The sequence below is a fragment of the Microbulbifer taiwanensis genome (genome assembly GCF_014904815.1).
GTDB classification, from domain to species: Bacteria; Pseudomonadota; Gammaproteobacteria; order Pseudomonadales; family Cellvibrionaceae; genus Microbulbifer; species Microbulbifer taiwanensis.
In genome coordinates this window covers 54253-68507 of sequence record NZ_JACZFR010000011.1, presented here as the reverse complement: position 1 = coordinate 68507, position 14255 = coordinate 54253, and the positions used below count along the sequence as shown (strand labels likewise).

Genomic DNA, 14255 nt, shown 5'->3' with positions numbered 1-14255 from the left:
GTATCGACCTCATTGGCCTCTCCAACTGTCCCCCTCTGCCGCTCCTCTGTACAATAGCCGCCTTTTTAGCCAGCCAGTTGTATTGCCCATGTCCGAAACCAAGCCCTCCGAACTGAAAAACGACCGCTTCCTGCGCGCCCTGCTGCGCCAGCCGGTGGACCGCACGCCAGTGTGGATGATGCGCCAGGCGGGTCGCTATCTGCCGGAGTACCGCGCCAGTCGCGCCCGGGCGGGCAGTTTTATGGATCTGTGTCGCAACACCGAACTGGCCTGTGAGGTGACGCTGCAGCCGCTGGAGCGCTACCCGCTGGATGCGGCCATTCTCTTCTCGGACATCCTCACCATCCCAGACGCCATGGGACTGGGCCTCTATTTCGAAGAGGGTGAGGGCCCCAAATTCCGCAAGCCGCTGCGCACAGCCAGAGATATCGAGGCCCTGGAAGTCGTCAACAGCGAGCGGGATCTGGACTATGTAATGAACGCGGTATCCACCATCCGCCGCGAGCTGAATGGCCGCGTGCCGCTGATCGGTTTCTCCGGCAGCCCCTGGACCCTGGCCACCTATATGATCGAAGGCGGCTCCAGCCGCGATTTCGCCCGCTGCAAGGAGATGCTCTACCGCCAACCTGAGCTGATGCACCAGTTGCTGACGCTGCTGGCGGATTCGGTGACCGACTACCTGAACGCACAGATCCGCGCCGGCGCACAAGTGGTGCAGATCTTCGACACCTGGGGCGGGGCGCTCAGCCACGAGGCCTACCGTGAGTTCTCCCTGCGCTATATGACACGCATCGTCGGCGGGCTGATCAAGGAGGCCGATGGCCGTCCGGTACCGTCGATACTCTTCACCAAGGGCGGCGGCCAGTGGCTGGAGGCCATGGCGGACAGTGGCGCCAGCGCCCTGGGGCTGGACTGGAGCACCGATATCGGGCAGGCGCGCGAGCGGGTTGGCGACCGGGTGGCACTGCAGGGCAATCTGGATCCGGCGGTCCTCTACGCGAGCCCCGAGCGGATCCGCGCCGAGGTGGCGGCGGTACTGGAATCATTTGGTAGCGGTAGCGGCCATGTGTTTAACCTGGGCCACGGTATTACCCCGAAAGTGGACCCGGCACACGCCGGTGCCATGATCGAGGCGGTGCTGGAGCTGTCGCCCAGCTATCACGCCTGACGATTGCCACTTTGCGCGAATGTGCCGGTTGGAAGCTGCTTCCGTGACAGGCGTCACGTACGTGGGGCTGCTAACTGTGGAGTGAGCGTGCTATAAAGGAGTGCTGCCTCCGCGGCTATTTTTTCAACGCCGGAGCGGTTTCAAAAGCACAACTTCCGACGGCAACACACCAGTGGCGATCGAACAGGCAAAAGTCTTCGTAGAGGATCTTCAGCGCGGCATGTTTGTGTCCAGGCTAGACAGGCCCTGGACCCGGACGCCCTTTGCGCTACAGGGTTTCTATATTCGCGACCTGGAAGAAGTTCGCCAACTGCAGAAGTACTGTCGCTTCGTCTATGTCGACCTGGTCAAGACGGTCGGTGACGCAGGCGTCAAGTTGCGCCGCATCACGGGTGCGGCTCCCAGGAATCCCTCCTCCCAGTCTTCCAAAGGTGGTCGCGCCGGGCGCGTGCCGGTGGCGATTCCCTGCCGTCCGGTACAGGTCTCTCACAAGGCGTATCCGCCGCCCGAGCCGGTCCGCCGCGAAGCGGACAAGGCGCGCAAGCTGCACGGCCGGATTCTGGCCGGCATGCAGCAGGTCATGGTGCAGATCCGGAGCGATAGACCCCTGCCGATACAGCAGGTGAACAAGGTGGTCGAAGCCCTGGTGGAGAGTGTTCTGCGCAGCCCCGATACCTTCGCCTGGCTGGCCCGCGTGCGCGACAAGGACGAGCACACCTACAGCCACTCCATTCGCGCCAGTATCTGGGCGCTGGTCTTTGGCCGCCATATCGGCCTGCGTCGCCACGAGCTGGTGCAGCTGGGAATGGCGACGCTGCTCAAGGATGTGGGCAAGCTGATGATTGCGGACGAAGTACTGCAAATGGTTGTGCGGGACCCGCGCGGCGAGCTGGAATACCGCAAGTTCGTCGAGCACAGCGTAAGATTGCTGTCCGCAGACCCGCAGGTGGACCCGCAGCTAATCAATATCGTCCGCTGCCACCGCGAGCAGCACGATGGCAGCGGTTACCCACAGGGCCTGCGCGGCGACAAGATTCCGGTGCTGGCGCGGATGTGCGGCATAGTGACCTTCTACGACGAGGCCACCAACCCCCGCGGCGCCGGCCAGCCGGTGGCGCCGTCGAAGGCGGTGGCGCAACTGTACGAGCTGCGCGGTATCAATTATCAAGAGCAGTTGGTGGTGGAGTTTATCCAGTCCATAGGGCTCTATCCCACCGGCACCCAGGTGGAGTTGTCCAGCGGCGAGATAGGGGTGGTAGTGGAGCAGACCTTCGGGCGCCGCCTGAAGCCCAAGGTAATGCTGGTGCTGGATCGCAACAAGCAGCCGCTGGCCGAGGCGCAACTGCTCGATATGGCCGCGGATGACGATCGCAAACAGAGATTGATCGAGCGCGGCAAGCTGGGACCGGACGCCAGGATTGCCATTCTCAAGGATGTGGAGCCGGGTAGATACCCTCAGGTGAATGTGGCCGCGGTGCGCGACAGCTACCTGTTCAGCCAGCAGGGGCTGCCTTCCATTCTCTCTCGCCTGTTGAGGCGCTAACTCGCGTCCGCTGCGACTCTTTTTTCCGACAGTTTTCGAATTGGTCGCACCCACAGGGCGAGCAGCAGTGTCACCAGCGCCGTGCTGCGGCGCAGCGGCCAGCGATCGACGAGACCACCGCAGGCCAGTAGCGCCATTGCCGAGACCAGGGTGGCGCCGCTGTAGGTGGCACCGTACTGGGCGTGGCTGAGTGCGAATTCCTCCCTGAGGGCACCGCCGAAAACAGACACGAAAAATGTCTGGCCGAAGCCGGACGCGGCCACGGCGAGCAGGGCGAAGAAGGCGAGCTTGGCGTTGTGGCGAATAAATCCGGGTAGCATTGTAAGTAATCAGTGGCGGCCGGAACGGCCCCAGAGCTCGCCCGAATGGGGACGATTATTTTTCAACCGGCAGTATATCGCCGAAGTGTTCGCCCATCTTCACCGAAGATTCCGCGCCCAGAGACTCCAGCCAGCGCACCTTGTCGGCGCCGAACAGCATGATCACGGTTGAGCCCAGCTTGAAGCGACCCATCTCCTCGCCTTTCTCCAGGTGAATCGGCGCACTGTCGCCGTAGCTGGTAGTGCGCACGCGGCGCTTGTGCGGCGTCACCAGGCCGGCCCAGACAGTTTCGATACTGGCCACGATCATCGCGCCGACGAGGATCATCGCCATGGGGCCGGCAGCGGTTTCAAAAATACAGACCACGCGCTCGTTGCGGGAGAACAGGCGCGGCACCGTTTCGGTGGTGACATTGTTGACCGAGAACAGTTGCCCCGGCACATAGGTCATGCTCTTCAGTGTGCCGGCGATCGGCATATGCACCCGGTGGTAGTCCTTGGGTGACAGGTAGACGGTGGCGAAGTGGCCGCCGGTAAACTGCGCGGCAATCTGTGGATCGCCACCCACCAGTTCCAGCAGGCTGAAGTCGTGGCCCTTGGCCTGGAATATGCGGCCGTTGTGGATCTCCCCCAACTGGCTGACACCGCCGTCCGCGGGGCAGGCGAGGATGCTTTCCCCCTCGGCGATCGGGCGCGCGCCGTCTTTCAGCGCGCGGGTGAAGAAATCGTTGAAGCTGTCAAAGGCGGTGCAGTCGCCCTGCTCGGCCTCGGACATATCCACAGCGTATTTGTCCACGAACCAGCGGGTGAAGGGATCCTTGATCCACTTGATGCGCGTCTCCGCCAGCCAGCCGGCGGCGCGTGACAGGGCCCGCTGAGGGGTCAGGTATTGCAGTGCGGCAAACAGTTTTGGGTGCATAGAGTTACTTCTGGTCCGTATTTTTTGCTGATGTAGTAGTCGCGCCCTTCTTGTCAGTAAGCGGGGCCGGTGGTGGCCCTGCTACCGGTGACTGTTTGCGGGACACGGGCTAGGCGCCCCCCCTTAAATGCATCCCTGTACGCTCTCCACGGCCATCCATGGCGGCAGAAGGTCCCGCAAACAGCCCTCGGCATCAGGGTCTTCGCATTGAGTTGCGATTTTCTTTTTTTAGCCTCGAGTCCCGTTTATTGCTCCACCGGCGTATCCGGCAGGTTGCCCCACTCGCTCCAGGAGCCGGGGTAGGCGCGGATATCGAAGCCGAGGGACTTGCCCACCAGCCAGGTAAAACCGGAGCGGTGGTGGCTCTGGCAGTGGGTGACGATTTTCCGGCTTTCGTCGATGCCCAGCCGGGCGAGAAACTCGCGCGCGTCGGAGCGGATGCGCAGGTCTCGCTGCGGGTCCATCAGCTGGGTCCACTCGCAGTTGATGGCGCCGGGAATATGTCCGGCTTTCATCGCCGCCACTCGCTCGCCGCTGTACTCCTGTGGTGAGCGCGCGTCCCAGACGAGAAAGTCTTCCTCGCCCAGGTGTTGCTGAATCTCATCCGCTTCCATCACCGGGGCTGAGTCGATGGATATCTCGATTGCGCTGGACACCGGCTCCGCCGGTTCGGTGGACAATGGCAGTCCCGCACCGCGCCAGGCGTGCATACCGCCATTCAGATAGCTGTAAGTTCTGTGGCCAATCACTTCCAGGGTCCACAGGAAGCGCCCGGCCCAGCCGCCGCCCTCGTCGTCGCAGGCGACCACATGGTGTTCGGGGCGCAGGCCTATGGCGCGGAACACCTGGGTCAGTCGCCCAGCGCTCGGCAATTTGCCCGGTGCCGGCGGTGTGCCGGCCATCAGCGCCTGAAATGGCAGGTGCAGGGCTCCGGGGATATGGCCGCTCTGGTAATTCTGCGGCGAGCTGAGATCGACGATCAACAGTTCTTCGCGCTCCAGCTGTGCGGCGAGTTCTTCCGGTTCTATGATCAGGTCCAAATTCAATTCTCCGATTCCAGGCTGTTGCGCAGGTGCAGGAAGCTGTTCATGCGCCGCTCGCTGATATCACCGCGCTCCAGCGCTTCGAGGATGGCGCAGCCGGGTTCGCCCTGGTGGCGACAGTCGCGGAAGCGACAGTGGCCGACAAAGGGGCGGAATTCCACGAAGCCCTCCAGCAGCGATTGCTCGTCCATATGCCAGAGGCCGAATTCGCGAATGCCGGGGGAGTCTATCAGATCGCCGCCGCTCGGCAGGTGGAAGAGTTCCGCCGCGGTGGTGGTGTGGGTGCCCTTCATGGTCGCTTCCGACAGGGCGCCGGTGCGCGCGCCGGCGGACGGCAGCAGGGCGTTGACCAGCGACGACTTGCCGACGCCGGACTGGCCGACGAAGACGCTTTTGCCTTGCGACAGGGTTTCCAGTAGTTGCGGCAGTCCGTCGCCGGTCTTGGTGGACAGCTGCAGCACTTCGTAGCCGAGATCCGGGTAGGGAGCGAGCAGCTCGTCCAGTGCCTCGCGATTGCCGTCGTCGATCAGGTCAATCTTGTTCAGCAGCAGAAGCGGGTGTATACCGGTGGTCTCCGCGGCCACCAGGTAGCGGTCTATCGCGTTGGCGAAGGGTTCCGGATAGGGGGCGATGACGATCACTATACGATCGATATTGGCGGCCACTGTCTTGAGGTCGCCGTAGCGGTCCGGCCGCTGCAGTTCCGAGTGGCGCTCAAGGCGCGCGCCCACGACGCCGTAGCCGCCGCTGCTCTCGCCGACCGCCGGGCTCCAGGCCACCCGGTCGCCGGTCACCAGCGTTTCGATATTGGCGCGCAGGTGGCAGCGCTGGCGCAGTTCGGGATCGACCTCGCTTTCAATCAGCACCTGAGTGCCATAGTTGGCGATCACCAGGCCCGTCTGTTCCGGTCCCAGGTGCCCCTCCTCCAGCGCCTGCTCGGCGCACTGCGCACGCTTCTGCGCGCGCTCCTCGCGCTCTTTCTGGATCTTGTCGATTCGCCACTGCTGGCGCCGGTTCAGTTTGCGTTTGCTCATTCGGGTCTCGTGGGCGTTTCGCGGCGGATTATAGCTTGCAACCATTGCCCAATGCGGTAATTTGCCCCAAAGCATAAGGAGACCCGCAGTGGATCAGAACAACCTGATCTGGATCGACCTGGAAATGACCGGTCTGGATCCGGAAAAAGAGCGCATTATCGAGATCGCCACCATAGTGACCGATTCGAAGTTGAATATTCTCGCCGAGGGCCCGGTGATGGCGGTGCACCAGGGCGATGCACTGCTGAATGCGATGGACGACTGGAACACCGAGCAGCACGGCGGTTCCGGGCTGGTGGCGCGGGTCAAGGAATCGACGATATCCGAGCGGGACGCGGAGCGGGAGACTATCGAGTTCCTGCGCCACTGGGTACCCGAGGGCGCCTCGCCCATGTGCGGCAACTCCATCGGCCAGGACCGCCGCTTCCTGGTCAGGTATATGCCGCAGCTGGAAGCCTACTTCCACTACCGCAACCTGGATGTCAGCTCGGTCAAGGAGCTGGCGCGGCGCTGGCGGCCGGATGTGCTCGAGGGGGTGAAGAAGCAGAGCAATCACCTGGCCCTGGACGATATCCGCGATTCCATCGAGGAGTTGAAACACTACCGGGAGCATTTCTTCCGGCTGTGATTGTTGAGGACTGGGGATGGGCGCTCTCCGGCCACTGACCACTAACGACCGGCCACTTTCCTGATCTTGCGTTTGCGTTTACGGCCACTGCGCAATCTCGCCAGCGCCCAATCGATATGCTCTGCCACCAGCGGCGTAGCCCCGGGCAGGGCGCTCTCCAGTGCGGCGACAATTTCTGCGGAAGATTCCGCATTCCCCAGTGCCACCGCCAGGTTCCGCTGCCAGCGCTCGTAGCCGATGCGCCGTATTGCCGAGCCCTGGGTCCTGTGCAGGAACTCGGCCTCGCTCCAGCCGAACAGCGTCAGCAGATCGCCGTCGTCCAGTCCGTGGCGCGGGTGGAAATCCTCTTCTGTGGTGGGCTTGGCGAACTTGTTCCAGGGACAGATGATCTGGCAGTCGTCGCAGCCAAATACCCGGTTGCCCATCGGCTCGCGGAACTCCTCGGGAATGGGGCCCTTGTTCTCGATGGTCAGGTAGGAGATGCAGCGGCGCGCGTCCAGCTGGTAGGGGCCGACGAAGGCGTCGGTGGGGCAGACCTTCAGGCAGGCGCTGCAGTCGCCGCACTGGTTTTTCTCCTCGCTCTGGTCCAGCGGCAATGCCAGGTTGGTGTAGATCTCGCCGAGGAAGAACCAGGAGCCGGCATTGGCATTGATCACCATACAATTCTTGCCGATCCAGCCGAGACCGGCCTTTTCCGCCAGGGCGCGCTCCATCACCGGGGCGCTGTCGGTAAAGGCGCGGCCGGAGGACTCCAGGCCGTGTTCATCGCACCAGGCATCGATCTTCTGCGCCAGCTGTGCGAGCCGCTTGCGGATCAGTTTGTGGTAGTCGCGCCCGTTGGCATAGCGTGAGACATAGGCCTTGCCGGCATCCTTCAGTACCCGCACTGGCTGGGTGTCCGGGGGGAGATAGTCGAGGCGCGCACTGATGGCGCGCAGCGTGCCGGGCTGCAGCAGCTCCGGGCGCCAGCGCTTGTCGCCGTGGGCGCCCATCCACTCCATATCACCGTTATAGCCGGCATCCAGCCATGCGCGGAGGCGCTCGCCGTGCGCCTGCAGTTGGCAGTCGGTAATCCCGATCTGTTGGAAGCCCAGTTCGCGGCCCCAGATCTTGATCAGGGCAGCGAGGTCGGCGAGCAGTGTTTCGGTCATGGAGGCTAACGGCTCGGTGCCGGTCGCAAGCAATTTGTGCGCCCGGGGCGGTATACTTTGCTGTCATTCTGGTGGGTGTGACAGCGACTCAATCGCCTATTCTGCCACAGATTAAATTTTGATCACCAATTCTTGAACTCAATTGCGGGAGCCGAATGGACACGCCTCAACCCCTGTACAGCGCCAAGTCGGTGCGCGAGCTCGACCGGCGCACCATCGCCGCACTGAAGATCCCCTCCATCGCGCTGATGAAACGCGCCGGCCGCGCGGCCTTCGTCCATCTGCAGCAGCGCTGGCCGGACGCGAAGCGTATCCAGGTGTTCTGCGGCGGCGGCAACAACGGCGGCGACGGCTATGTAATCGCGGCGCTGGCGGCGCAGAAGCAGATCCCGGTGGTGGTCTTCGCCTGTGTGGAACCGCAAAAGCTCAAGGGTGACGCGCTGGAGGCCTGTGAATACGCCCGCCGCGAGGGCGTGCATATAGTGACTTCGCTGGCCGAGCTGGACAGTGCCGACGGCGATACGGTGATTGTCGATGCGCTGCTGGGCACCGGCTTCGCCGGCGAGCTGCGGGCGCCGGTTGGCCACGCCGTGGAGCGCATCAACAAGAGTATGGGCGCGGTGCTGGCGGTGGATATTCCGTCCGGCCTGAGTGCCGACAACGGCAGCGCCGGGCAGGCGGTAAGCGCCGATCTGACGGTGACCTTCATCGGCCGCAAATTGGGGCTTCACTGCGGGCGCGGGCCGGCACTCTGCGGCCAGGTGGTTTACGAGAATCTGGGCGCGCCGGAATCACTGTTGGCAGAAGTCGAGCCGCTGGCGCAGCGCTTCGATGGGGCCAGTGTCAGGCGCCTGGCGCCTCGCGCCGCGGACAGTTACAAGAACCAGTTCGGCCACGTGCTGGTCGTCGGCGGCGACAGCGGTTACGGCGGTGCCGCGCTAATGGCGGCGGAGTCCGCCGCGCGCTCCGGGGCCGGACTTATCTCCCTGGCCACGCGCCCGGAACATCTGGCCGCGGCGCTGACCCGCTGCCCGGAGGTGATGGCCCACCCGGTGATTTCCGGTCAGGAACTGGAGCCACTGCTGGAGGGGCCCGATGTGATCGCCGTGGGGCCGGGTCTCGGTCGCGCGCCCTGGGGCGAGCAGCTGCTGGCCCGCGCCGGTCGTGCCGAGGTGCCACTGGTGCTGGATGCGGACGCGCTGAATACCCTCGCCGGCGGCCGCGTGCTGGCCGGTCTGCGGCGCGACGACTGGGTGCTGACGCCCCACCTGGGTGAGGCGGCGCGGCTGCTCGGCTGTGATGTGGCGGAAGTGCTCTCCGACCCGCGCGCGGCGGCCAGCGCGATTCAGCAGAAATTCAGTGGTGTGGTGATACTAAAGGGCGCGGGCACCCTGATCGCCCACGACGGCGGTGTGGACCTGATCAACAGCGGAAACCCGGGCATGGCCTCCGGCGGTATGGGCGACCTGCTCACCGGTATTGTCGCCGGGCTGATCGGTCAGCATCTGTCGCCATTGGAAGCGGCGCGACTGGGGGTGTGGCTGCACGGCGAGGCGGGCAACCGGGCCGCGGAGAAGGGCCAGCGCGGCCTGCTGGCCACGGACCTGTTGCCCCACATACGGCAATTGGTGGACTGATGGAATTGAAACTGTCCCTGGCAGACGAAGCCGCTACCGTCGCTGCCGGCGAGTCCCTCGGCCGCGCCTGCCTGGTCGCCGGCATGCAGAGCGGCCTGACGCTCTTCCTGCACGGCCAGTTGGGCGCCGGCAAGACCACCTTCTGCCGCGGTGTGCTGCGCGCCTTCGGACATCGGGGCGCAGTAAAGAGCCCCACTTACACCCTGGTGGAACCCTACGAGCTGGGGCCGCAGAGAGTCTTCCACTTCGATCTCTATCGCCTGGGCGATGCGGAGGAGCTGGAATTTATGGGGGTGCGGGATTACTTCGCCCCCCGGAGCCTGAGCCTGGTGGAGTGGCCCGAGCGCGGCACCGGCGTGCTGCCGGAACCGGACCTGGAGCTGGAACTGGAAGTGCCGGACAGCGGTCGACAACTGCGGTTGGCCGCACACTCGGGTAATGGCGAAGCAGTACTGAAAGCGCTGCAGAATCTGCTGTAAAGAATATTGTCTAGATTAGCAGGGAAGCGCGGCGAAAAATAACCGACAGGGTAGAGCAAGAATGAATTCAGTCTGGCAGCGATTACTCGGCCTTGTGGCCATGTTAATGCTGGCCCTGCCGACACAGGCGGCGGAAGTGGAGGGCGTGCGCCTGTGGCGCGCCCCGGACCACACGCGTCTGGTGTTCGATCTCAGCGGGCCGGCAGAGCACAAGCTGTTTACCCTGAGCGACCCGCACCGGGTGGTGATCGATGTGGCGGACACCCGGCTGGCGGCGCAGTTCGACCAGCTGGAGCTGGACGATACTCCCATTGATCGAGTGCGCCACGGCCGCCAGGACAAGAAAAACCTGCGCGTGGTACTGGATCTGAAGCGGCAGGCAAAGCCGCGCAGTTTCTCCCTGCGCCGCCACGGCGATCTTCCCGATCGCCTGGTGATCGATCTCTACGACAAAGTGGTCAACGAGGAAAAGACCCTGCAGCAGGTCGGCAGTGAGCGGGATATCGTCATCGCAATCGACGCCGGTCACGGCGGCGAGGATCCCGGCGCTCTGGGCCCCGGCGGCTTGCGTGAGAAAGACGTGGTACTGGCGATCAGCAAGGCGCTGCACAAGGCGATCGACAGCAGGCGCGGCTTTTCTGCCAAACTGGTGCGCAGCGGCGACTACTATATTCCACACCGGCAGAGAGTGGAGAAGGGGCGCCAGATGCGCGCGGATCTCTTCGTCTCCATTCACGCGGATGCCTTCCACAAGAAAAGCGCTCGCGGTGCCGGTGTCTACGCAGTGTCCTCCCGTGGCGCTACCAGTGAGACGGCGCGTTTCCTGGCCCAACGGGAGAACGAATCCGACCTGATCGGTGGTGCCGGCAGCCTGAACCTCGGCGACAAGGACGATACCCTGGCCGGCGTGCTGCTGGATCTGTCGATGACCGCCACCATGAACGCCAGCCTGGATATTGGTGCCAGCGTGCTGGCCTCTATCGGCAGCTTTACCCATCTGCACAAGAAACAAGTGGAGCAGGCCAACTTTGCAGTGCTGCGCTCGCCGGACGTGCCGTCGATCCTGGTTGAGACCGGGTTTATCACCAATCCCTACGAGGCCAAACGCCTGCGCGATCCCAACTTCCAGCGCAAACTGGCACAAAAGCTCAGCGACGGTATAGTGGCGCACTTCAACAGCCGCCCGCCGGTGGGTAGCTGGCTGGCCGCCAACCGCAACCGGGTCGAGCGCCGCCACACCATCGCTCGCGGCGACACCCTATCCGGCATAGCCGCGCGGTACAATGTGCCCGTTTCCGAATTGAAAAGAGCCAATGGTATCGGCAGCTCGGTAATCCGTGTTGGCCAGACGCTTACCATTCCTTCCGGCTGAGTTGTAATTTTTTATGTCCGATAAAATCCAGCAATTATCCCCCCGCCTCGCCAACCAGATCGCCGCCGGCGAGGTGGTGGAGCGGCCGGCTTCGGTGATCAAGGAGTTGTTGGAGAACAGCCTCGATGCCGGTGCATCGCGCCTGGAAGTGGAAATCGACAACGGTGGTATCAAGCGCATCAGAGTGCGCGACAACGGCAAGGGTATCGAGAAAGAGGACCTGCCGCTGGCGCTGGCCCGCCATGCCACCTCCAAGATTCACGCACTGGAGGACCTGGAGGCGGTGGCCACCCTGGGTTTCCGCGGCGAGGCCCTGGCCAGTATCTCCTCGGTGGCGCGCCTCGAACTGACCAGCAGCCGCGACGACAGCGGCAAGGGCTGGCAGGTAGTGGCCTCCGGCCGCGATATGCAGGCGCAACTGAATCCGGCGGCGCACCCGCGCGGCACCAGCGTGGATGTGCGCGATCTCTTCTTCAATACCCCGGCGCGGCGCAAGTTCCTGCGCACCGAGAAGACCGAGTTCAACCGGGTCGACGACACCATCAAGCGCCTGGCCCTTTCGCGTTTCGATGTCTCCATCAGCCTGCGCCACAACGGCAAGGGCGTGCACAACCTGCGCGCCGGCAGCGGCCGGGTGGAAATGGAGCGGCGCGTGGCCCAGGTGTGCGGGCCGGCGTTTATGCAGAATGCGCTGCATATTGACGTGGAGCGCAGCGGCCTGCGCCTCTGGGGCTGGGTTGCCGAACCGGCCTTTTCCCGCTCCCAGGCGGACCTGCAGTTCTTCTACGTCAATGGCCGCGCCATTCGCGACAAGGTGGTCAGTCACGCGGTGCGCCGCGCCTTCGCCGATGTGCTCTACCACGGTCGCCACCCGGCCTTCGTGCTCTACCTGGAGCTGGATCCGGCCTCGGTGGACGTGAACGTGCACCCGACCAAACACGAAGTGCGCTTCAGGGATGGCCGCCTGGTGCACGACTTCCTGTTCGGTTCCCTGCACCGGGCGCTGGCAGACGTAAGGCCTGGGCAGCGGGAGGAGACCGAGCAGCAGCAAACGGAAACTGTCGGTGGTATCAGTGCGGGTGAATTTGCCGGTCAGCAGAAGATGGCGCTTTCCTCGCGGCCATCGCCGGGGGATTTGCAGCAGCAGATGCAGAATTACGGAACTCTGCACCAGCCGTATCGGGCACAACCCGGCGTGTCCGAAGCTGCGCCCGCTGCGACTGCGACACCTTCGCCCACGGTTGCCGGCTGGAACTCGGCGCTGGCGCCGCAGACGGATGGTGAAGAGGCGCCGCCACTGGGTTTCGCCCTGGCGCAGTTACACGGCATCTATATCCTGGCGCAGAATGAGCAGGGTCTGATCGTCGTCGACATGCACGCGGCCCACGAGCGCATCGTCTACGAGCAGATGAAGAGTGCCCACGCTACCGGCGGCATACAGGCACAGCCGCTACTGGTACCGGTGAGCCTGGCGGTGAGCCAGCGCGAGGCGGACTGTTTCGAGGAGCGCAGCGAAGTGTTCACGGCACTGGGTTTTGTGTTGCAGCGGGCGGGGCCGGAGACTTTACTGGTGCGCCAGGTGCCGACCATGCTGCACGGGGCCGAGGTGGAACAGCTGGTACGCGACGTTCTGTCGGACCTGCTGGCCCAGGGCGGCAGCGACCGCATCGGCGAGCGCATCAACGAGATACTGTCCACCATGGCCTGTCACGGTTCGGTGCGCGCCAACCGCAAATTGACAGTGCCGGAGATGAACGCGCTGCTGCGGGATATGGAGCGCACCGAGCGCAGTGGCCAGTGCAACCACGGCAGGCCCACCTGGACCCAAGTGAAGTTGGCGGACATGGACAAATGGTTTATGAGGGGGCAATGACTAATGCGGAATGCGGAATGCGGAATGATGCCGGAGCGGATGATTCCGCATTCCGCATTTCGCATTCCGCATTGCCAAGGGCCATCTTCCTGATGGGACCGACAGCCTCCGGCAAGACGGACCTGGCCATGGCGCTGGCAGACCAGCTGCCGGTGGAGCTGATCAGTGTCGATTCGGCACTCGTCTACCGCGGCCTGGATATCGGCTCCGCCAAGCCCTCGCCGGAGGAGTTGGTGCGCTACCCCCACCGCCTGATCGATATCTGCGATCCGGGTGAGTCCTATTCCGCCGGCCGTTTTCGCGAGGATGCTCTGGAGGCCATGGCCGAGATAGTTGCGGCGGGCAAGATTCCACTACTGGTGGGCGGAACCATGTTGTATTTTCGCGCTCTACTGGAGGGCATGGCGCAGCTGCCGGAGGCGGATCCGGCGATACGTGCGGATATCGAGGCCCGCGCCGGGCGCGAGGGCTGGCCGGCTCTGCACGCCGAACTGGCGGCAGTGGATCCGGAATTGGCCTCCGAATTGCACCCCAATCACTCGGTGCGTATCGAGCGCGGCCTGGAGGTCTACCGATTGACTGGCGTGCCGCTGTCGCAGCTGCGCCGGGAGCAGGCGCGGGATTCGGTGACCGAGCACTACGACCTGCGTCAGCTGGCGCTGCTGCCCAGAGACAGGGCGCTACTGCACCAGCGCATTGAATTCCGCTTCCGCCGTATGCTGGAGCAGGGCTTTGTCGACGAGGTGCGGGGACTGCGCGAGCGCGGCGACCTGCATGAGGATCTGCCGGCCATTCGCGCGGTGGGATACCGCCAGGTGTGGCAGTACCTGGATGGCCGTCTGGACTACGAGCAGATGGTGGGGGCGGGAGTCGCCGCCACGCGCCAATTGGCCAAGCGCCAGCTGACCTGGCTGCGGCGCTGGCCGGATCTGGCGGCAATTTACGCACAGGATGTCGATGGCAGGGTGCGCAAAAATGACGAAATCTTGGCGGAAGCCTTGAAATTTCTTGCTTGAGCATCCATAACGTGGGTGGGCCAATAAACGACAAGCCCGTTCAGTCAGTTTTTTCACAGAGTCGGGCCATTT

The 14255-nt window shown here is 63.8% G+C and carries 13 protein-coding genes; 8 read left to right on the top strand and 5 right to left on the bottom strand.

Translation table 11 applies throughout. The features are described 5' to 3' along the window. Positions 1 to 88 precede the first annotated feature (88 nt). Together hemE and IG627_RS03755 are read left to right on the top strand one after the other, a co-directional pair. A complete protein-coding gene (gene hemE / locus IG627_RS03760) occupies positions 89 to 1168 on the top strand; it encodes a uroporphyrinogen decarboxylase (RefSeq protein WP_193190112.1) in 1080 nt (359 codons plus the stop codon). A 172-nt stretch (positions 1169 to 1340) separates the two neighbouring features. Next, positions 1341 to 2711 carry an HD-GYP domain-containing protein gene (locus IG627_RS03755; protein WP_193190110.1) on the top strand — a complete coding sequence of 457 codons (1371 nt, stop codon included), beginning with the start codon at positions 1341 to 1343 and terminating at the stop codon, positions 2709 to 2711. On the opposite strand, the gene IG627_RS03750 is transcribed toward IG627_RS03755, so the two are convergent. The 4 genes from IG627_RS03750 to rsgA form a co-directional block, all read right to left on the bottom strand. Continuing rightward, a complete protein-coding gene (locus IG627_RS03750) occupies positions 2708 to 3031 on the bottom strand; it encodes a hypothetical protein (RefSeq protein ID WP_193190108.1) in 324 nt (107 codons plus the stop codon). The genes IG627_RS03755 and IG627_RS03750 overlap by 4 nt on opposite strands. A gap of 55 nt (positions 3032 to 3086) precedes the next feature. Then, positions 3087 to 3950, bottom strand: coding sequence for an archaetidylserine decarboxylase (asd, locus tag IG627_RS03745; protein ID WP_193190106.1), 864 nt, complete (start codon positions 3948 to 3950; stop codon positions 3087 to 3089). A 245-nt stretch (positions 3951 to 4195) separates the two neighbouring features. Further along, on the bottom strand, positions 4196 to 5005 hold the full coding sequence (locus tag IG627_RS03740) for a sulfurtransferase (protein WP_377516691.1): 810 nt from the start codon (positions 5003 to 5005) through the stop codon (positions 4196 to 4198). Then, positions 4993 to 6027 (bottom strand): small ribosomal subunit biogenesis GTPase RsgA, encoded by a 1035-nt coding sequence (gene rsgA, locus IG627_RS03735; RefSeq protein ID WP_193190102.1) that lies wholly within the window; start codon positions 6025 to 6027, stop codon positions 4993 to 4995. The genes IG627_RS03740 and rsgA overlap by 13 nt, the downstream gene beginning before the upstream one ends. A gap of 88 nt (positions 6028 to 6115) precedes the next feature. Between rsgA and orn the strand changes: the two genes are divergently transcribed. Continuing rightward, on the top strand, positions 6116 to 6655 hold the full coding sequence (orn, locus tag IG627_RS03730) for an oligoribonuclease (RefSeq protein ID WP_193190095.1): 540 nt from the start codon (positions 6116 to 6118) through the stop codon (positions 6653 to 6655). 41 nt (positions 6656 to 6696) lie between these two features. Here the strand turns inward: orn and queG are convergent, their stop codons facing one another. Beyond that, positions 6697 to 7806 (bottom strand): tRNA epoxyqueuosine(34) reductase QueG, encoded by a 1110-nt coding sequence (gene queG, locus IG627_RS03725; RefSeq protein WP_193190093.1) that lies wholly within the window; start codon positions 7804 to 7806, stop codon positions 6697 to 6699. A gap of 155 nt (positions 7807 to 7961) precedes the next feature. On the opposite strand from queG, the gene IG627_RS03720 reads away from it, so the two are divergent. From IG627_RS03720 to miaA, 5 genes are all read left to right on the top strand, one after another. Further along, on the top strand, positions 7962 to 9443 hold the full coding sequence (locus tag IG627_RS03720) for an NAD(P)H-hydrate dehydratase (protein ID WP_193190091.1): 1482 nt from the start codon (positions 7962 to 7964) through the stop codon (positions 9441 to 9443). Next, the gene (tsaE, locus tag IG627_RS03715) at positions 9443 to 9922 is read left to right on the top strand and encodes a tRNA (adenosine(37)-N6)-threonylcarbamoyltransferase complex ATPase subunit type 1 TsaE (protein WP_226864680.1); all 480 of its coding nucleotides are present in this window, start codon (positions 9443 to 9445) and stop codon (positions 9920 to 9922) included. Before IG627_RS03720 ends, tsaE begins: the two co-directional genes overlap by 1 nt. Positions 9923 to 9983: 61 nt before the next feature. Then, positions 9984 to 11294, top strand: a complete 1311-nt coding sequence (locus IG627_RS03710) for an N-acetylmuramoyl-L-alanine amidase (RefSeq protein ID WP_193190089.1) — start codon at positions 9984 to 9986, stop codon at positions 11292 to 11294. A 13-nt stretch (positions 11295 to 11307) separates the two neighbouring features. Next, positions 11308 to 13167, top strand: a complete 1860-nt coding sequence (gene mutL / locus IG627_RS03705; RefSeq protein ID WP_193190087.1) for a DNA mismatch repair endonuclease MutL — start codon at positions 11308 to 11310, stop codon at positions 13165 to 13167. 92 nt (positions 13168 to 13259) lie between these two features. Further along, positions 13260 to 14183, top strand: coding sequence for a tRNA (adenosine(37)-N6)-dimethylallyltransferase MiaA (miaA, locus tag IG627_RS03700; RefSeq protein WP_226864679.1), 924 nt, complete (start codon positions 13260 to 13262; stop codon positions 14181 to 14183). Positions 14184 to 14255 lie beyond the last annotated feature (72 nt).